This is a genomic window from Pantoea sp. MHSD4 (genome assembly GCF_021043305.1).
Classification (GTDB): Bacteria; Pseudomonadota; Gammaproteobacteria; order Enterobacterales; family Enterobacteriaceae; genus Pantoea; species Pantoea eucalypti.
The window spans coordinates 1,271,647-1,289,450 of sequence record NZ_JAJNDH010000001.1; the positions used below are offsets into that span (position 1 = coordinate 1,271,647).

General features: G+C 55.3%; 17 protein-coding genes. 12 read left to right on the plus strand and 5 right to left on the minus strand.

What is annotated here, in order from left to right; translation table 11 throughout:
- The first annotated feature begins 72 nt into the window (after positions 1-72).
- A complete protein-coding gene (locus tag LQK91_RS05885) occupies positions 73-1,329 on the plus strand; it encodes a mechanosensitive ion channel family protein (RefSeq protein ID WP_003850244.1) in 1,257 nt (418 codons plus the stop codon).
- Between the two features lie 55 nt (positions 1,330-1,384).
- Here the strand turns inward: LQK91_RS05885 and LQK91_RS05890 are convergent, their stop codons facing one another.
- The gene (locus LQK91_RS05890) at positions 1,385-1,678 is read right to left on the minus strand and encodes a hypothetical protein (protein ID WP_003850246.1); all 294 of its coding nucleotides are present in this window, start codon (positions 1,676-1,678) and stop codon (positions 1,385-1,387) included.
- Positions 1,679-2,104: 426 nt separating this feature from the next.
- On the opposite strand from LQK91_RS05890, the gene treZ reads away from it, so the two are divergent.
- The 4 genes from treZ to LQK91_RS05910 all read left to right on the plus strand — a co-directional run bounded on the left by treZ (position 2,105) and on the right by LQK91_RS05910 (position 9,438).
- The gene (gene treZ, locus LQK91_RS05895) at positions 2,105-3,889 is read left to right on the plus strand and encodes a malto-oligosyltrehalose trehalohydrolase (RefSeq protein WP_105099218.1); all 1,785 of its coding nucleotides are present in this window, start codon (positions 2,105-2,107) and stop codon (positions 3,887-3,889) included.
- Complete coding sequence (treY, locus tag LQK91_RS05900) at positions 3,886-6,414, plus strand: malto-oligosyltrehalose synthase (protein ID WP_105099219.1); 2,529 nt, start codon at positions 3,886-3,888, stop codon at positions 6,412-6,414. The genes treZ and treY overlap by 4 nt, the downstream gene beginning before the upstream one ends.
- 56 nt (positions 6,415-6,470) lie before the next feature.
- Positions 6,471-8,546, plus strand: coding sequence for a glycogen debranching protein GlgX (gene glgX, locus LQK91_RS05905; protein ID WP_003850253.1), 2,076 nt, complete (start codon positions 6,471-6,473; stop codon positions 8,544-8,546).
- Between the two features lie 127 nt (positions 8,547-8,673).
- Complete coding sequence (locus LQK91_RS05910) at positions 8,674-9,438, plus strand: SDR family NAD(P)-dependent oxidoreductase (protein ID WP_105099220.1); 765 nt, start codon at positions 8,674-8,676, stop codon at positions 9,436-9,438.
- Positions 9,439-9,538: 100 nt separating this feature from the next.
- On the opposite strand, the gene LQK91_RS05915 is transcribed toward LQK91_RS05910, so the two are convergent.
- Entirely contained in the window at positions 9,539-9,814 is a 276-nt protein-coding gene (locus LQK91_RS05915; RefSeq protein ID WP_003850257.1) for a hypothetical protein, read from the minus strand.
- 541 nt (positions 9,815-10,355) lie between these two features.
- On the opposite strand from LQK91_RS05915, the gene LQK91_RS05920 reads away from it, so the two are divergent.
- On the plus strand, positions 10,356-10,898 hold the full coding sequence (locus LQK91_RS05920; RefSeq protein WP_003850258.1) for a TetR/AcrR family transcriptional regulator: 543 nt from the start codon (positions 10,356-10,358) through the stop codon (positions 10,896-10,898).
- Positions 10,895-12,043, plus strand: a complete 1,149-nt coding sequence (locus tag LQK91_RS05925) for an MFS transporter (protein WP_003850260.1) — start codon at positions 10,895-10,897, stop codon at positions 12,041-12,043. The genes LQK91_RS05920 and LQK91_RS05925 overlap by 4 nt, the downstream gene beginning before the upstream one ends.
- 154 nt (positions 12,044-12,197) lie before the next feature.
- On the opposite strand, the gene LQK91_RS05930 is transcribed toward LQK91_RS05925, so the two are convergent.
- Positions 12,198-12,431 carry a hypothetical protein gene (locus tag LQK91_RS05930; protein ID WP_003850261.1) on the minus strand — a complete coding sequence of 78 codons (234 nt, stop codon included), beginning with the start codon at positions 12,429-12,431 and terminating at the stop codon, positions 12,198-12,200.
- Between the two features lie 288 nt (positions 12,432-12,719).
- Between LQK91_RS05930 and LQK91_RS05935 the strand changes: the two genes are divergently transcribed.
- The 3 genes from LQK91_RS05935 (at position 12,720) to LQK91_RS05945 (ending at position 15,016) form a co-directional block, all read left to right on the plus strand.
- On the plus strand, positions 12,720-13,244 hold the full coding sequence (locus tag LQK91_RS05935) for a GNAT family N-acetyltransferase (protein WP_003850262.1): 525 nt from the start codon (positions 12,720-12,722) through the stop codon (positions 13,242-13,244).
- A gap of 98 nt (positions 13,245-13,342) precedes the next feature.
- Positions 13,343-14,554, plus strand: coding sequence for a diguanylate phosphodiesterase (locus tag LQK91_RS05940; protein WP_003850263.1), 1,212 nt, complete (start codon positions 13,343-13,345; stop codon positions 14,552-14,554).
- A gap of 228 nt (positions 14,555-14,782) precedes the next feature.
- Complete coding sequence (locus tag LQK91_RS05945) at positions 14,783-15,016, plus strand: DUF4060 family protein (RefSeq protein ID WP_003850264.1); 234 nt, start codon at positions 14,783-14,785, stop codon at positions 15,014-15,016.
- 47 nt (positions 15,017-15,063) lie between these two features.
- On the opposite strand, the gene anmK is transcribed toward LQK91_RS05945, so the two are convergent.
- Positions 15,064-16,185: an anhydro-N-acetylmuramic acid kinase gene (gene anmK, locus LQK91_RS05950; protein WP_003850265.1), complete on the minus strand. Its 1,122-nt coding sequence runs from the start codon at positions 16,183-16,185 to the stop codon at positions 15,064-15,066.
- Between the two features lie 282 nt (positions 16,186-16,467).
- Here anmK and slyB point away from each other — a divergent pair, with 282 nt between their 5' ends.
- Entirely contained in the window at positions 16,468-16,935 is a 468-nt protein-coding gene (gene slyB, locus LQK91_RS05955; protein WP_003850267.1) for an outer membrane lipoprotein SlyB, read from the plus strand.
- Between the two features lie 40 nt (positions 16,936-16,975).
- Here slyB and slyA read toward each other — a convergent pair whose 3' ends face one another.
- On the minus strand, positions 16,976-17,413 hold the full coding sequence (slyA, locus tag LQK91_RS05960) for a transcriptional regulator SlyA (RefSeq protein ID WP_003850268.1): 438 nt from the start codon (positions 17,411-17,413) through the stop codon (positions 16,976-16,978).
- Positions 17,414-17,563: 150 nt separating this feature from the next.
- Here slyA and LQK91_RS05965 point away from each other — a divergent pair, with 150 nt between their 5' ends.
- Positions 17,564-17,800, plus strand: a complete 237-nt coding sequence (locus LQK91_RS05965; RefSeq protein WP_003850269.1) for a DUF1656 domain-containing protein — start codon at positions 17,564-17,566, stop codon at positions 17,798-17,800.
- Positions 17,801-17,804 lie beyond the last annotated feature (4 nt).

Consider the following 17,804-nt stretch of genomic DNA (forward strand, 5'->3'; position numbering starts at 1 on the left):
CGCATTTGACGCTTAACAACCGACCCTGTGCTGTGGTTGAATTCGCCCCTTACTTTTTCGCACGTGGTTAACATGCATTACATTCAGAGTCTGATGAGTTTTATAGAGGGAAACAGAGTGCTGTCGATCAGCTTTAGCCTGTTGCTGCTGATCGTGGCCGGGCTGGTCACTCACCTGATCTGCAAATTCTTCATCGTCAAAGTGATCAGGAAGGTCTTTTTCAGCAGCCATAAAAAGGGTGTGCCACTGGATAAGGACATTCGCCTCTCTCAGAAGCTGTCAAATTTTGTGCCGGTGATTGTGGTCTACAACTTTCTGCAATTTATGCCAGGCCTGCCTGAAAACCTGAAAGTGGCGATTCAGACCATCTGCGGCATCCTGTTTTTTGTCTATCTGTCGATCTTCTTCAACGAAGTGCTGGAGATTGTTAACAACTCCTATACGCGCAAATCCAAGCGCAAGAATCACTCGATCAAGGGCTATATCCAGATTGGCAAAATCCTGGTGCATATCATCGCCGCAATCATGATTCTGGCGATTATGTCCAATAAGTCACCTGCCATTATTATCTCCTCGCTGGGTGCGGTTGCCGCGGTGCTGATGCTGATCTTCCAGCATACGCTCCTGTCGCTGGTGGCGAACATTCAGCTCTCCTCCAACGATGTGCTGCAACTGGGCGACTGGATTGAGATGCCGGACAGAAACATCAGCGGTGAGGTGATCGACATTGCGCTGCATACCATCACCATCCGCAACTGGGATAACACTATTTCACGTATTCCGACCAAGAACTTCCTGACCGAAACCTACACCAACTGGCAGGCGATGTTCTCGTCGGGCGCGCGCCGCATCATGCGCAGCTTTCATCTGGATCAGAAGTCGATCACCTTTGTGAATCAGGAGATGCTGCAATCGATGAGCCAGATCCGCCTTGCAGGTGAAACGATCACTGAGCTGCTGGATGGACGTGATATCAATGCCGTCGGCGAACGCTGGTTTATGGAGAACGGCATCACTAATCTGATGGTGTTCCGTAAATACCTGTCTGCCTGGCTGGCCCAACGCGATGACATTATGAAAGAGATGTATATCGTGGTACGGCCGCTGAAGCCGTCGCCGGATGGGCTGCCGGTGGAGATCTACTGCTTCACCTCATCAATTTTCTGGGCGGATTATGAAAATACCCAGGCGGCGATTTTTGAGTATATCTATGCAATAGCCCGCGTGTTTGAACTGCAAATCTACCAGCATCCGGCAGGTTCCGATTTCGCCCGACTGGCTCAGCCACGGCCCGAGAGCCGGGATGCGCAGCAGAGCGGCATACAGTAACCGATGATGCGCGGTGGCAATCTCCTGCCACCGCCGTAGTAAACTTAGCTAAGCCTTAGCTCTTGCTGAGCGCATAGTTCAGCACTTTGTCATTTTTCATCTGCACGGTCAGCGTCTGCCCCTCGGTGGTGTTCAGGGTGCGCGCCTCGCTGTAGGTCCATTTCAGCAGCCGCTGCCCGTCCGGGTAAGGCGTTTCACTGTCAGGCTGACCAAACAGCGCAATCAACTGAGCTTTGGTGGTCTGACCGGCATGAATCTGCTGCAGATTACTGTTGTCCAGCCGATGTCCGACCCGATTAGAACAGGCGGCGAGCAGTAAGAGCGTGGCTAACAGAACGCGTTTCCTCACGTAACATCCTTTTGAAGTGTTCAGCGCCGCAGGTCATCCAGTACGACCTGCGCGATCGCGCTTAAGCTTATAGCGAATCCTCGCTATCCGGCAGGGTTTTCTGCGCCTGCACCGTCTCCTTTCCCCAGGCAGAGGCCGATTCAGGGTAATTAACACAAATTAATGCCACCAGACACCTCGCCGCCCTGCGATTGCAACATCTTAGTCTATGATTACTTTCTGTATGCCGCGTGGAAGCGGTCTCACTCCCCCCTTCCCGCCGCATAACGCTGAACATCAGTCCTGCGTTCTGGCTGAAGAGACGCGCCAGCCCACCTGGCATCCTGGTCTCGCTGCACGGTTTATGATTTCTGACGCTTACGTCATCGACATCCTTTTCACGCGGTGGCCGCCATCGCGTATTTCCAGGCTAAATGAGGCAACTGAATGGAATCCAAATCTTTTTTTAAAAGTTGGGGCGCTGAACGGGTTGCCAGTGATGAGGTGCGTTTCCGCCTCTGGGCAACCGGTCAGCAACGCGTGACGCTGCGGCTCTCCGGCAAAGACATTGAAATGACACCGCAGGCAGATGGCTGGTTTGAAACCCAGGCCGCGGGTGTGGCAGCAAATGCCGAATATGATTTTGTGCTGGCGGATGGCACGACCGTGCCCGATCCCGCCGCCCGCGCTCAGAAAGCGGAGGTTAACGGCCCGTCGCTGGTGATCGATCCTGATGCGTATCAGTGGCAAAACACAGGCTGGAAGGGCCGCCCGTGGCAGGAGTCGGTAGTGTATGAACTGCACATCGGCACCTTTACGCCTGAAGGCACCTTCCGGGCGGCAATTGAAAAACTGCCGATGCTGGCTGAAACCGGCATCACCATGATTGAAGTGCTGCCGGTGTCGCAGTTTGGCGGTAATCGCGGCTGGGGCTACGATGGCGTGCTGCTCTATGCACCCCATGCTGCCTACGGTTCGCCCGATGATTTCAAAGCCTTTATCGATGCGGCGCACGGCCATGGTCTGTCTGTTGTGCTGGATATCGTGCTGAACCACTTCGGCCCGGAGGGCAACTATCTGCCGCTGCTGGCGCCAGACTTCTTCCACAAAGAGCGCCAGACGCCGTGGGGCGCGGGTATCGCCTATGACGTGGATGCGGTACGCCGCTATATCGTGGAAGCGCCGCTCTACTGGCTGCAGGAGTTCAATCTGGATGGCCTGCGCTTTGACGCCATCGATCAGATTGATGATCCGAGCGAAAAACATGTGCTGATTGAGATTGCTGAGCGCATCCGCGCCACCATTACCGATCGCCCTGTTCATCTCACTACCGAAGACTGCCGTAACGTCACCTTCCTGCATCCGCGTGATGAAAACGGAGAAGCGCCGCTGTTCACCGGCGAATGGAACGATGACTTCCATAACGCCGTGCATGTGCTGGCAACCGGTGAAACGCACGCTTACTACCAGGATTTCGCCGACCAGCCGGAACAGCGGGTCGCGCGGGCGCTGGCCGAAGGCTTTGTCTATCAGGGCGAGGTTTCACCGCAGTCGGGTGAGCCACGCGGCGTGAAAAGCAGCCGTCAGCCGCCTGTCGCCTTTGTCGACTTTATCCAGAACCATGATCAGACGGGTAACCGTGCACAGGGCGAAAGGCTGGTCTCGCTGGCAGGTGCAGAGCGGACGCAGGTGCTGCTGGCCATGTTACTGGCCTCGCCGCACATCCCGCTGCTGTTTATGGGTGAAGAGTATGGTGAAACCCGGCCGTTCCTGTTCTTTACCGATTTCCACGGCGATCTGGCGAAAGCTGTGCGTGAAGGTCGCGCCCGCGAGTTTGAAGGCCATGCCGGTCACGGCGAAACGGTGCCGGATCCCAATGATGTCACCACCTTTGAACAGTCGAAGCTTAACTGGCCGCGCACAGAAACGCCGGAAGGTCAGCAGTGGCTGGCGCTGACGCGTCATCTGCTGGCGCTGCGTCAGGAACATATTGTGCCGCTGCTGCAGACGGCCGGGGGTGATGCCGGTCAGATAGTGAAAACGTCAGAAGGTTTCCTGGCCGTTCGCTGGGACTTCCCGCTGGGCACACTGTCACTGGCGCTGAACGTCGGCGACAGCACGCAGCCGATCCCGGATTTACCGGGCGAAACCCTGTTTGCCTGGCCGCAGACCGCCACCGAACTGATTCCCAACGCGATTGTCGTGCGTCTGGAAAAGAGAGAAGCAGAATGAATATTCCAACCGCAACGTACCGCATTCAGTTCCGCAACGGCATGACCTTTGACCGTGCGGCGGCGCTGGTGCCCTACCTGAAACAGCTGGGTATCAGCCACCTCTATGCGTCGCCGATCTTCAGCGCGACCGCAGAGTCGACTCACGGCTATGACGTGACCGACGTTAACCAGATCGAGCCGTCGATTGGCGGCCGTGAAGGCTTTGATCGCATGGCTGCCGCGCTGAAAACCGCCGGTCTGGGGCTGATTCTCGATATCGTCCCTAACCATATGGCCGCCTCGCTGGAGAACACCTGGTGGCGTGACGTTATTGAGCATGGCGAACAGAGTCGCTATGCCCGTTATTTCGATATCGACTGGTCGCGCCGCCTGACGCTGCCGTTCCTCGGTGACACTTTTGAGGCGGTGCTGGAAAAAGGTGAAATCAGCGTGCAGCGCGATCCGCAAACCGGCAAACCGGCGCTGGCCTACTTCGATAATTTCTATCCGCTGAAGCCGGAGACCTGGCAGGATCGGGAAGAGGCCGTACTGGCCCTGCGTGATGCCGCACAGATTGCTGAACTGCATGACCAGCAGCCGTGGCAACTGATCTCCTGGCGCGATGCGCCCAACAATCTCTCCTACCGTCGCTTCTTCGAAGTGACCGGTCTGGTGGGCGTGCGTGTGGAAGATAAAACGGTCTTTGATGCCGCACATCAGCTGATCCTCGAACTGGTCCACAGCGGCGCGGTGCAGGGATTGCGCGTTGACCACGTGGATGGTCTGGCCGACCCGCGCGGCTATCTGGAGCAGTTACGCCAGGCTGCCGGTCCCGACTGCTATCTTACCGTGGAGAAAATCCTCGGCGACAACGAACAGCTGCCTGACGAGTGGCCGGTTTCCGGCACCACCGGGTATGAGTTTATGGCTGCCCTCGCCAATCTGCTGGTCGACAGCGACCGCCTGAGCGGCCTGCGCAAGGCGTATCAGGCCGTTATCGGCAAAACCGTTGACATGAAAGCAGAGCTGCGTGCCGCCAAACTACTGATGGCGAACCGCAATTTCGCCGGTGAATTTAACCGGTTACAACAACTGGCACTGAAGATTGCCGATGCAGACGGCAAACCACAGCCGGAGGCGGAACTGAAAAATGCGCTGCGGGAACTGCTGGTTGCCTTTCCGGTTTATCGCACCTATGGCACGCCAGAAGGCCTGACACCCGCCGACACCGCGCTGCTGCAACAGGTGGTCAGCGAGGTCAAAGCCAGCGACCACGCGCCAGACACCCAGGCGCTCGACTTCCTGACGCGTATTCTGCGCGCTGACGTTGCCGACGCTGCTCGCGACGATGCCACGCAGTTCCGCACCCGCTTCCAGCAGCTGACCGGGCCGTTGATGGCGAAATCAGTCGAGGACACCCTCTTCTTCCGTCAGCATATGGCGCTGGCGCTGAATGAAGTCGGCGCTGAACCGCTGGCACGTCACTTCTCGCTGGATCAGTTTCATGCCGAGATGCAGGCGCGGCGCGAACATCAGCCCGATGCGCTGTCAGGCACCTCAACGCACGATACCAAGCGCGGTGAAGATGCCCGTGCGCGTCTCTATACGCTGACCGAAGCGCCGCAGCGCTGGGCGGAGTGCGTCAGCCGCTGGCGGGAGATCAATCAGGATCATGTCGTTCGGCTGAAAGATGGTCCGGCACCGGAGCCGGCCGTCGAGTGGATGCTGTATGAAGCACTGGCCGGGGTCTGGCCCACGACGCTTCAGCCGCAGGATGCCGACGGCCTGGCGGCGCTGGAAGCCCGCTTTGTGGTCTATGTGGAGAAAGCGCTGCGTGAAGCCAAACTCCGCACCGACTGGGCCGATAACAACGACGCCTATGAAGAGGCGGTGCTGGGTTATGCCCGTCACCTGCTCGCGCCCGCTAACAGCGCATTCCTCAATGACTTCTGCCAGTCGCTGCAACCCTTTATGCGTGCCGGACTGGTTAACAGTCTGACCCAGACCGTGGTGAAACTTACCGCACCTGGCGTACCCGATATTTACCAGGGCAGCGAGGCGCTGGACTTCAGCCTGGTCGATCCCGATAACCGCCGCGAGCCTGATTTCGATGCCCTGGCGGCGATGCTTACGGCGCCACAGCACGACGGCAGCGAAGCGCACTGGCTGCATGGTCAGGTCAATCAGCAGGCAATTGTGAAGCTACTGGCGTTGCGTCAGCAGCAGCCTGAGCTGTTCCGTCACGGCGACTATCTGGCGCTGTCGGCGGAGGGCGAGCAGCAGGATAAGGTGCTGGCTTTTGCCCGCACGCTTCAGGATCAGGCGGTGATTGTAATTGTGTCACGCCGGGTGTTTAACGCGCTGCCAGAGAATCTTGATCAGCCACCTGCCGCGCGCTGGGCTGATACGGTCATCGCCCTGCCTGCGGCACTGAGCCAGCGTGAGTATCAGGATGTCCTGAGCGGTAAAACGCTTGATGCAGGCGACCAGTTGCCGCTTACAGCGCTGGCGGCACAGTGGTGCGCTGTGCTGGTCGCAAAATGAAAACCGGCATTAATGTTTTATACGCGTCAATCTGTTCATTGAATAACGAGGCATAAATGTCAAACAGTCAGCGTTTTGAAATTACGGCGGGTTACAGCCATTTACTGGGGGCCAACTTTGATGGTCAGGGCGTGAACTTCGCCCTGTTCAGCGCCCACGCCGAGCGGGTTGAACTCTGTCTGTACGATCCCAGCGGCAAAACGGAAATTGCCCGGCTGGAACTGCCGGAATATACCCACGAAGTATGGCACGGCTACATTCCGGGGCTGAAACCCGGCGCCCTCTATGGCTATCGCGTCTATGGCCCTTATGATCCGGAAAATGGTCATCGCTTTAACCCGAACAAGTTACTGCTCGACCCGTACGCGCGTGAACTGGCGGGTGATATCGCCTGGAACGAGGCACACTTCGCGTACGATCTCTACCACGACGATAAAGATCTGACGTTCGACACCCGCGACAGCGCACCGTTTACACCAAAGTGCCGGGTTATCGATCCTAATGAATTCGACTGGCACGATCAAAACCGCCCGAACGTGCCGTGGCCGAAAACCGTCATCTATGAAACCCACGTCAAAGGCTTCACGCAGCTCAATACCGCGCTGCCACCGGAGATGCGCGGCACCTTTGACGGCATGAGCCATAAATCGACCGTCAACTACATTAAAAGCCTGGGCATTACCTCGGTTGAACTGCTGCCGGTGCACTGGTTCCCGGATGATCAGCATCTGCTGGATAAAGGGCTGAAAAACTTCTGGGGTTACAACACGCTGGGCTTCTTTGCGCCCGCGACACGCTATTTCGGGCCGCGCGGCATTCAGGGCTTCCGTGACATGGTGCGTGCCTTCCATGATGCCGGTATCGAAGTGATCCTCGACGTGGTCTACAACCACACCGCCGAAGGCAATGAGCTGGGCCCGACGCTGTCGTTTAAGGGCATCGATAACTTCTCCTATTACCGTACGATGCCAGACCAGCATCGTTACTACATCAACGACACCGGCACCGGCAATACCGTCAACACCTCACATCCGCGCGTGCTGCAGATGGTGCTCGACTCCCTGCGTTACTGGTCAGAGTCGATGCATATCGACGGTTTCCGTTTTGACCTCGGCACCATTCTCGGTCGTGAGCCCGATGGATTCGACCCGCGCGGCGGCTTCTTCGATGCCATCATGCAGGACCCTATCCTGTCGCAGAAAAAGCTGATTGGCGAACCCTGGGATATCGGTCCGGGCGGCTACCAGGTGGGCAGCTTCCCGCCTGGCTGGGCAGAATGGAACGATCAGTACCGCGATACCGTGCGTGATTACTGGAAAGGCAACAACGTCTCTACCGACTTTGCCGCCCGCCTGCTGGGGTCTGGCGACCTTTACGATCAGCACGGCCGTCGTCCGTGGGCCAGCGTCAATTTCATTACCGCACACGATGGCTTCACCCTCAACGATCTGGTGTCGTACAACGACAAACATAACGATGAGAATGGCGAAGATAATAACGACGGTCACAACGACAACCGCTCATACAACTACGGCGTTGAAGGCCCGACCGATGACGAAGGCATTAACGCGGTGCGTGAGCGTCAGAAACGTAACTTCCTTGCAACGCTGATCTTCTCTCACGGCACGCCGATGCTGCTGGCAGGCGACGAATTTGGCCGCAGCCAGATGGGCAACAACAACGGCTACTGTCAGGACAGCGAAATCTCCTGGGTACACTGGGATAACCTGCCCGAGTCTGCTGAGGCACTGCGCGAGTTCACTCGTCAGATCCTGACGCTGCGTGCTCAACAGCCGTTGCTGCGCCGCGAAAACTGGCGCGACGGTATGGATATCAAATGGTTTAACGCCGGTGGCGGCTTCCAGCAGTCTGAGCAGTGGGATGAAGGCTCAACGCTGGGGGTTTATATCGGCCGGCCGGATCTGCAGACCGAGGAAGGCATCTGGCATGACGTACTGATGCTGCTTAACCCGTTTGAAGGCAATGTGCCGTTCCGCATTCCGCAGTTCGGTGAAGGTGGCTGGGTGCTGGAGCTGACCACCAGCGACACCGCGAAGCGCGGTCTGGTGATCACCAAAGAGAAGGATTTCGAACTGGAAGGACGCAGTTTCGCCCTTTTCAGACGTCCCTAGCCGTTAACTCCGGTTAAAAAGCCGTCATCTGGCGCAGCGCATTTCGCGCTGCGCTTGTGTTTCTGCCAATGGGTGCCAGGCTTAACCGGTTGTTAATAGTAAGAATTGATGCTGATAAGGAGGCATGATGTCCAGATTTACGCAGAAAGTTGTGGTTGTGACAGGTGCCGGGTCCGGCATTGGCGAAGCCAGCGCGAAGCGCTTCGCTGAAGAAGGGGCATCAGTGGTGCTGGTGGGACGTACCGCACAGAAACTGGAAGAGACGCTGGCTGGGATGACACCGGGCGACCACCTGGTGGCAGCATGCGACGTCTCAGAAGCCGAACAGGTTAAGCAGTTGTCAGAAACCGTGCTGAAGAAATATGGCCGTGTTGACGTGCTGGTGAATAATGCAGGTGTTATCGTGCAGGGCCGCGTTCATGAAGTCGGACTCGACGCATGGAAAACCCTGATGAAAACCGACCTTGATGGCGTTTTCCATGGTGTGCACTATTTCATGCCTGCCCTGCTAAAAAGCAAAGGCAACGTGGTCAACATCTCTTCCGTTTCCGGCTTAGGCGGCGACTGGGGCATGAGCATTTATAATGCAGCCAAAGGGGCGATTACCAACTTCACCCGTGCGCTGGCTATGGACTACGGCGCAGATGGCGTAAGGGTCAATGCAATCTGTCCTGGCTTTACCTTAACCGATCTGACTGAAGATGCCAGTCAGGACCAGGAGTTGATGGAGCGCTTTTACGATCGTATTCCGCTGCAGCGCGCCGGGAAATCCGATGATATCGCCCATGCCATTCTGTTTATTGCCAGCGAAGAAGCCAGTTATATTACAGGTGTTAATTTGCCGGTCGATGGCGGAATTACCGCATCAAATGGTCAGCCTAAGCAGGCATAAATATCAGGGCAGCGTTATTACGCTGCCTGTATATTCTGAGCACCTGTCCTGATTAATTCGCTTTATTCTCTTTTTTATACAGCAAATTAATGTGAAAACATTAATGTCTTGGCGTATGACGGGTTGGCGTTGCCGCACGCGCCGTTTTAATTGCCGTACTGCTACTGGTCGGGCAAATAAACGTGCTCAGGCAGGCATTACAGAGCATAGCATTTGCGTGATGAACTTTTGCCACGGCCAGCGCCTGCTGGCGGGTATAAAGTGAACCAATAAAAATGCGTTTGTCGTTCTTTGACAGATTAACGCAACCTTCTTTGTGTAAAATCCATCCACCCATGGGGCGCGGGCACAGATAATAATAGCTGGCTTTAAGCATGGTAGTCATCCTGATAGTTGCTGTATGTATCTTAAAAACGAACCAAAATTCGTAAGAGGTTTTTGTTGTAATCTGAAGTGTTATTAAACTAACTGAGAATTATCCCTAAAACCACTTTATTGCGTAACTCAAACTGACTTTGAGAATATACCCTTTTTTGCCGTTTACATCGCTTCAGGCATTCGACGCACTGAAACATTCCCACCCGTTTTACACCCCCGATTGTATTTGTAATGCTAATGCATCAATAAATCAGCAAAACTTAAAATAATGCATTAAAAACAACAGTCTAATGATTAAACCGGCAAGCATTCCCTGTAAGTACCCTCCGTTATGATTAGAGTCACAACTAACAAAATTAACCCCCGCCGGGGTAAGTATGAGTATTGATAAACAGAGACTGAGTAAGAAAAAAAGCAGCCTCCAGCGCCCCTTTAAGCGAAGCGCCAGTGTGCCCGCCGTCGGGGATTTATCAATACCGCCGTGTGCAAAGAATAGGAATGGGCTTGAAAAAGTAAAACGATCGGTTTACTTTTGAGTCATGAAAAAGAGAAACGATATCATTCAGGCTGCCGAGCGGCTCTTCTACACACATGGCTTTCACGCCACCAGCACCGATCAACTCTGTCGGGAAGCCGGCGTCTCTACGCGTACGTTTTATCATCATTTCGCTTCACGCGAAGCACTGACCTCTGCCGTGCTGAGTGCGCGCGAGCAGCGTTTTATGGCTGAACTGCTGCCACCGCAACAGCCAGAGGCGATAGAGCAGCTGTTTGTGGTGCTGGGCGACTGGACCAGGGCGAACGGTGCCCACGGCTGCTTCTTCCTGAAAGCCTGGGGGGAATACGCTGAGCGTGACAGTGAGCTGGCCGCTCAGGCACTGGCCTTCCGTGCCACAATGCGCCACTACATAACACAGTGTGTGACGCATCTGTACGGTGCTGAAGATCGGCAACTGAGTGATGCCATCTGGATACTCTTCGAAGGCGCGATTACTACGGCGCTGCTCACCGGTCCCGCCGCAGCCCGACAGGCGGCTCAGGTCGCCCGTCAGCTACTGCGTCAAAACGGCGTGACCGGATGAGATCGTCTACCGCCCTGGCACTCACCGGCTTCAGTCTGATCGCCGCGACTTATGGCATGGCCCGCTTCTCATGGGGATTGATGCTGCCCGCTATCTCGTCAGATATCCCGTTTACCCCACAGCAGGCGGGGCTGCTGTCGGCATGCAGCTTTGCGGCTTACTGCTTCACTATTCTCACTTCAGCCGCGCTGACAGATCGCTATGGCACACGCGTGACCGCGCTGCTGGCCTCACTCAGTGCAACGGCAGGTCTGCTTCTGCTCGCCAGTGCCTCGTCAGTACTGATGCTGGCGGCCGGACTGTTTATCGCCGGATTGAGTTCTGGTCTGGCTTCACCCGCACTGGCCGCGGCAGTCAGTCACAGAATTCCTGCAGCACGTCAGCCGCGCATAAATACGCTGATTAATGCAGGTACCAGCGCGGGCATTATCCTGACGGTAGTGATCCTGAGCATGCTGCCAGGCGGCTGGCGCGCGGCCTGCCTGCTGTTTGCCCTGCTATCACTGTTCTGTGTGCTGCCGGTAATACGCGTGTTAAAGGATCAAGCGGCGGAACGTACCTCCAGAGTGCGTCACTGGCAGCAGCGATTGTATCGCCGCGCTATGCGTCAGCTGATGGGTATCGCGCTGACGTCGGGCCTGGTCAGTGCAGCCTGGTGGAGCTTTGGGTCGGCGCTTCTGCGTCAGCATGTCGGTGTTGATGCAGATACCGCCCGCTTACTCTGGCTGATTGCGGGAAGTGCAGGCATTGTGGGTGCGGCAACCGGCCTGGTCGCTGCCCGTATAGGGCTAAATGGCGTTTACCGGCTGTCATTGTGTGGTATGGCACTGCCGCTGCTGGTGCTGGCCCTGAGTCATGGTGAATCTATCGGCTTAGGTATCGCGGTTGCCTGTTGCGGCGCAGGTTACGTTACCCTGTCGGGCGTGCTGTTGGTCTGGGGCGCTCGCGCCACCGCCGAAGACCCGGCGACTGGCGTCGGCATCCTGTTTTTTATGCTGGCGGTAGGTCAGGTTGTGGGATCGCTGCTGTTTGGCCAGCTCTACGCCTGCTGGGGTGCCACTACGGCCTTAACGCTCTTTGCGATCGTTGCTCTGCTGTTGCTGTTTGTTTTACCGGCAGAGAACAGCGGTGAGGCGGTTAAATAAACAGGCGGAGATGAAAGAAATAAAATCGCCGGCAAACGTAATTAATAGTCGCTAACGTGCCATGCCAGACAGCCCGAAAATAGGTATCCGGAGAATGAGGCGTAATAATTTTACGTGGCGGACTCTATCGCGTGATAACAATCACCCGCGCGAATCAGATAGCGCGGATATTTTTAATGCGAGGATTAATTTGCTGCTGGAGTAAATCGTCTTCAGGACCCAGGTAATAAGGCACAGCGCACTGCTTACCGTCTTTAGTGAAAATAATCTGATTGTCGTGCAGAAATAGCGCCGTGAAATGGCCCAGCACCACGCCATTTAATTCAAAGCAGTGATTTCTGGCTGCATGCAGCCCCTGCTTACTATTCAGAAAATCCACAAATCGCATCACGCCACGCCTCCAGATAAATAATCGCCCCTGCCCTGATTGCAAAGATAATAACGTTAACTCTGGCCCGGATCATCTGACGAACACCGTTTTCAGAATAGGCTTAACCGCCATTGAGTCGTGGCACTAAATCCACCTGTTTTATTTAACTATACCTGCCAGGACTTTTCCTGGAGAACGGCGCTATAAAAAATCATTGAAAGGCGAAATATTTATATTGCGACCTCTTACCTCTCGCTATACCGTTGTTTTTTCACCAGGTGCAGATTTTTGGGGTAAAACCAGATAATGGAAATTTTTGAGGCTGATGAGCGCCACATCACAGCGATTCAGCAAATCTACGCCTGGCATGTCATTAACGGAACCGGCTCCTTTGAGACCGTGCCGCCCGACGCTGACGCGATTGGCGAGCGGATAGGTAAAGTTCAGCAGGCGGGCCTGCCGTGGTTCGTCGCTGTCAGTGAAGGTGACGTCCGTGGATTTTGCTATCTGGCCCCCTATCGTCCACGGCATGCCTACAGGCATACGCTGGAAGACTCTATTTATATCGATCCCGGATTTCAAAAGCGTGGAGCCGGTTCACATCTGTTAGCACATGCCATCAGGTGGGCTGAGCAGGCAGGATATCGCCAGTTGATCGCTAACATTGGTGACAGCGAGAATCAGGGTTCGATTGCCCTGCATCGCGCCGCGGGCTTTGAAATGACCGGCATTCTGCGATCGGTGGGTTTTAAACAGGGCCGCTGGCTGGATACCGTTTTTATGCAGCGTACTCTGGGACTGGGCGATTCAGCGTTACCGAGTAAAGACTAAATATTGCGCTGGCGAGAAAGGCACACGGCCCCACGTTCTCCCGTAGAGAACCTTCTGGTAAAGTGTGTTAACAAAAATTAAAAATTCCGGAAAACTTTATGTTGTCGACAATCATTTATCGCAGCCACATTACAGAGAATGTGCCGCTGAAAACCCTGAATGATCTGGCGTTAAAAGCGAATAAAATCAATAAATCATCCAATGTCACCGGAATTTTGCTGTTCAATGGCACGCACTTTTTCCAACTGCTCGAAGGTCCAGAGGCGGCGGTTAAGGCGGTCTACAGCCGGATTTGCCAGGACCCGCGCCATCATAATCTGGTCGAACTGCTGCGTGACTACGCCCCAGCGCGTCGTTTTGGTCACGTCGGAATGGAGCTGTTCGATCTGCGGCTGCATGATAAAGAGACGGTGCTGGAAGCGGTGCTGGCAAAATGCACCACGAAATATCAGCTGACCTACGCTGATCGTGCCCTGCAGTTCCTGCGAACTTTTGTCGAAGCGCGGGAAAAAGAGAACTATTTTGAAATTCCAGCCGCCAGCGGCTGGACGTTTATCCGTAACGAATCAGAACAGCGCGAAGGCGACGCGGCACTGTTGGCTGAGAATGCCGTCAGCTTTGCTTTTCAGCCTATCGTCGATCCTTTTGCCTGCGAAATTGTCTCGCTGGAGGCCCTGCTGCGTGGCCCACAGGGTGAATCCCCGCTGGCCTATTTTTCCCGATTGTCTCGGGAGCAGCTCTATCAGGTTGATCTGACCTCTAAAAAGGTCGCGTTTGCCCAGGCAAAGCAGTTGGGGATCGAGGGGATGACCTTGTCGATCAATCTGCTGCCGATGACTCTGGTGGAAATGCCCGACGCGGTGCCGTTTTTGCTGGCTGAGATTGCTGCCCAGGGGCTGGTACCGGAGCAGATTATGGTGGAATTCACCGAGAATGAAATCATCTCGCAACCTGAGGCATTTGAAGCCGCTATCAGGCAGCTGAAAGCCGCCGGCATCAGCCTGGCGCTGGATGATTTTGGTGCCGGCTTTGCCGGGCTTTCGCTGCTGACCCGCATTCAGCCCGACAAGATTAAGATTGATCGTGCCATCATTTCGGATGTGCATAAAAGCGGGCCCAAGCAGGCGATCATTCATGCCATTCTGAAATGCTGCTCCTCGCTGGAGATCGGCGTTATCGCCGAGGGCATTGAAAAGCCAGAAGAGTGGATGTGGCTTGAAGCGGCAGGCGTGACTCAGTTCCAGGGTTTCCTGTTCTCACAACCGCAACTTAATGGCCTTGCAGCCGTCGCCTGGCCCGAGCTGGTTTAATTCCACTGCGATTTGGATGAATTTTCAATCCCCTGCCTTGCTGGATTTCCCGGCGGCTGCTAAATAATTAACAGCGCCGGGGGATCATCTTTCTGTCATCTTCCCGCGTCACAGTCAGACCTTACCCAGTCAGTGATTAAATGTTTAGCAGTCAGATGTTCAGTGTTTAGGCCAGCGCTACGCGCCATGCGTGCGACGTGACTCCAGGGACAGCATTTGAGGAACTGAATGAAGCAAATCATCCGCGGTGATAAAGAGCCCTCCCATATCCTGGCAGCGACCCGTGCGCTTGAAGCGCACTACTCACGCTACGGAGAAGGTAATAAGTACCATCCCATTATCTATTCTATCGCCTACCGCAGCCGGTTTTACCAGGTTGAGGTGATTACCCGACGCGAAACCATGGTTGCTACGGTCATTACCGGAGTCCGCAATCTGACGCACCTCTCCGGCGCCGCCTGACGGCCGCTTGTCATAGCGCGGGGGCAAAGTGCCCCCGCCATCCCCGCTTAACGGCGATAGAGAGAATTGGCCGGATAGATTGCGCCAATCACACTCTTTTCCCGTGCGCCCGTTACCGCAGGCAGATTGCCCGGCAGGCCGGAGAGTGTGCGAAACGCCAGCCACGCAAATGCCAGCGCTTCCATGTCATCGCCACTGATTCCCGCCGCATCAGTAGGGGTGACTTCCGTTCCAGGAAGATGCGCCGCCAGGCGCGCCATCAGCTGGGGATTACGACTCCCGCCGCCACACACCAGCAGACGGTCGCAGCCATCATTGAGTAACACCTGCTGCGTGATAGTGATGGCGCTCAGCTCAACCAGTGTGGCCTGCACATCCTGTGGGGCCAGCCCCGGGAAATAGCGCAGATGCTGTTCAAGCCAGCCAAGATTGAAGTGTTCGCGCCCGGTGCTTTTCGGCGGCGGCAACGCAAACCATGGCTCACGCAACAGCGCCTCCAGCAGTGGCTGAATCACGGTTCCGCTGCGCGCCCACTGTGCATCTTTGTCATACGGCTGCCCCTGATTGCGCCAGATCCAGGCATCCAGCAGCATATTCCCAGGGCCGGTATCAAAGCCGCGCACTGGCTGACCCGGGATGAGCAGCGAGAGATTGGCAATGCCACCAATATTCAGCACCATGCGGCGTTCAGTGGCATCCATCAGCAGCGCCTGATGAAAGGCAGGCACCAGCGGCGCACCCTGCCCACCCAGCGCCATGTCACGGCGGCGGAAGTCACCCACCACCGTCACGCCGGTCGCCGCGACAATCTGATTATTGTCACCTATCTGCAGCGTATTAGGTGCGTCACTCTGGGGCTCATGCCAGACGGTCTGACCATGACAGCCAATCGCCGTGATGTCACTGGCCTCCAGCGCTTCACGCTTCATCAATGTCACCACGGCTTCAGCAAAGAGCTGGCCGAGGCGGGTATCAAGCTGGCCAAGCTGCGACAGCGTCAGAGTTTGCCCCTGACACACTCCCAGAATCGCCTGACGCAGCGCGGCTGGCATCGGATGGCAGTAGCTTGCCTGCTGTGCCACCATATTTTCATCAATGGCAGCCAGCACCACATCCACCCCATCCAGGCTGGTGCCTGACATCACACCGATATAGCGTCCTGATTTCATAGCTATTCCTTACTTCCGGCAGGAAGTGCAATTCGTCTGCGGCTAGCCTGACAAATAATGATCGCTAATTCTATGATTAAATTGTTTTTATCCAATCGTGCTCACTGATAACGTTATGGGACTATTTTTAGACCACGATTGAATTATTGTTAATCCTGCATAGTCTATGCTTCGTTCAACCGTGTTTTATTCGGACAGGGATTAATTTGCCAGGTTTGTGTCTTATACTGTGTGCAGGATACAGCGGTAAACGTGGCGCCTTCTCGACTAAAGGAGTTTCAAATGATTAAGCGTGTAATTGTGGTCGCTCTGACCGGTGCTATGCTCGCAGGTTGTAGCAATACCAGTACGCTGTCGGGTGATACCTACAGTGCCAGTGAAGCAAAGCAAATCCAGAGCGTTTCGTACGGTACCTTAGTCTCCGTTCGTCCTGTGAAGATCCAGGGCGGCGATGAGAGCAACGTCATCGGTGCCATTGGTGGTGCGGTGTTAGGTGGCTTCCTGGGTAATACCATTGGTGGCGGCACCGGACGTAGCCTGGCGACAGCCGGTGGTGCCGTTCTGGGTGGCGTTGCGGGTCAGGGCGTTCAGGGCGCAGTGAATAAAACGGATGGCGTAGAGCTGGAAATCCGTAAGGATGATGGCAACACCATCATGGTGGTTCAGAAGCAGGCCGCCTCGCGCTATTCTGTTGGCCAGCGTGTTGCAATGGCATCCAACGGCAGCCAGGTGACGGTTTCACCTCGCTGATGTTGTGAAACAAAAAACCGACGCCTGGGCGTCGGTTTTTTTATTTCTCTTTGTTCTGAAGTTCGAGAATATTTTTCTCAAGCCGGGCGATCAGCGTCACCATCTGACGGATCTCTTCCTGGCTGATGCCGGAAAGAATGTCATCCCGCGTCTCATCAATTACCGTCTCAACCTGTTCGATAATTGGCTCAGCCTGCTGCGTCAGCTTAATTCGCTTGGCACGACGATCGTTAGCGCAGGTCGAACGGGTTATAAGTCCTTTCTCTTCCAGCTGATCCAGCGTGCGCACCAGCGAAGGTTGTTCAATCCCAATTGCTTTGGCTAACTGAATCTGCGACTGTTCTGGCGGCAGTTGATGAATATTGTGCAACGTCACCCAGTGTGTCTGAGTCAGCTCAAGCGGTTTCAGCCGCTGATCAATCAACGCGCGCCAGATGCGCACCAGGCGAGATAAATCCGTTCCGAGGGGCGTATCCATTTCATCTCCTTATAATTAGCTTGCTAGCTATCAAGCCAGATTTTACACTATTCTGCGAGTTTACAGGACAAATTACAAATCCCGGGCCAGGCCACGATAACGCGGCAGCGCATCCCGTCTGCTGTTTGGGTTAACGAAGGATGTTATCACGTGCTCACTCCTGCTTTTTCAGGTGAGAACCCGCTGACCGATCTGGTGGTTGGCGCCTCACTCTTTTTCCCGCCGATGTTCAAGGCGGTGATCCTCGGTTTCTTTTTCTGGCTGCTGATTCACCCGCTGGTGCGCGGCTGGATCTACTCCGGTGATATCTGGCATCCCACCCTGTTTGATCTCTCGCTGTTTGTGCTGTGCGTCACCGCCGCTCTCTGGCTCATCGGTCATGGATAATCGA

Bases quoted from the DNA above. Each gene is read 5' to 3' on its own strand.
- LQK91_RS05885 (WP_003850244.1), top strand. From the start codon at position 73: ATGCATTACATTCAGAGTCTGATGAGTTTTATAGAGGGAAACAGAGTG.
- treZ (WP_105099218.1), top strand. From the start codon at position 2,105: ATGGAATCCAAATCTTTTTTTAAAAGTTGGGGCGCTGAACGGGTTGCC.
- treY (WP_105099219.1), top strand. From the start codon at position 3,886: ATGAATATTCCAACCGCAACGTACCGCATTCAGTTCCGCAACGGCATG.
- glgX (WP_003850253.1), top strand. From the start codon at position 6,471: ATGTCAAACAGTCAGCGTTTTGAAATTACGGCGGGTTACAGCCATTTA.
- LQK91_RS05910 (WP_105099220.1), top strand. From the start codon at position 8,674: ATGTCCAGATTTACGCAGAAAGTTGTGGTTGTGACAGGTGCCGGGTCC.
- LQK91_RS05915 (WP_003850257.1), bottom strand. From the start codon at position 9,814: ATGCTTAAAGCCAGCTATTATTATCTGTGCCCGCGCCCCATGGGTGGA.
- LQK91_RS05920 (WP_003850258.1), top strand. From the start codon at position 10,356: ATGAAAAAGAGAAACGATATCATTCAGGCTGCCGAGCGGCTCTTCTAC.
- LQK91_RS05925 (WP_003850260.1), top strand. From the start codon at position 10,895: ATGAGATCGTCTACCGCCCTGGCACTCACCGGCTTCAGTCTGATCGCC.
- LQK91_RS05930 (WP_003850261.1), bottom strand. From the start codon at position 12,431: ATGCGATTTGTGGATTTTCTGAATAGTAAGCAGGGGCTGCATGCAGCC.
- LQK91_RS05935 (WP_003850262.1), top strand. From the start codon at position 12,720: ATGGAAATTTTTGAGGCTGATGAGCGCCACATCACAGCGATTCAGCAA.
- LQK91_RS05940 (WP_003850263.1), top strand. From the start codon at position 13,343: ATGTTGTCGACAATCATTTATCGCAGCCACATTACAGAGAATGTGCCG.
- LQK91_RS05945 (WP_003850264.1), top strand. From the start codon at position 14,783: ATGAAGCAAATCATCCGCGGTGATAAAGAGCCCTCCCATATCCTGGCA.
- anmK (WP_003850265.1), bottom strand. From the start codon at position 16,185: ATGAAATCAGGACGCTATATCGGTGTGATGTCAGGCACCAGCCTGGAT.
- slyB (WP_003850267.1), top strand. From the start codon at position 16,468: ATGATTAAGCGTGTAATTGTGGTCGCTCTGACCGGTGCTATGCTCGCA.
- slyA (WP_003850268.1), bottom strand. From the start codon at position 17,413: ATGGATACGCCCCTCGGAACGGATTTATCTCGCCTGGTGCGCATCTGG.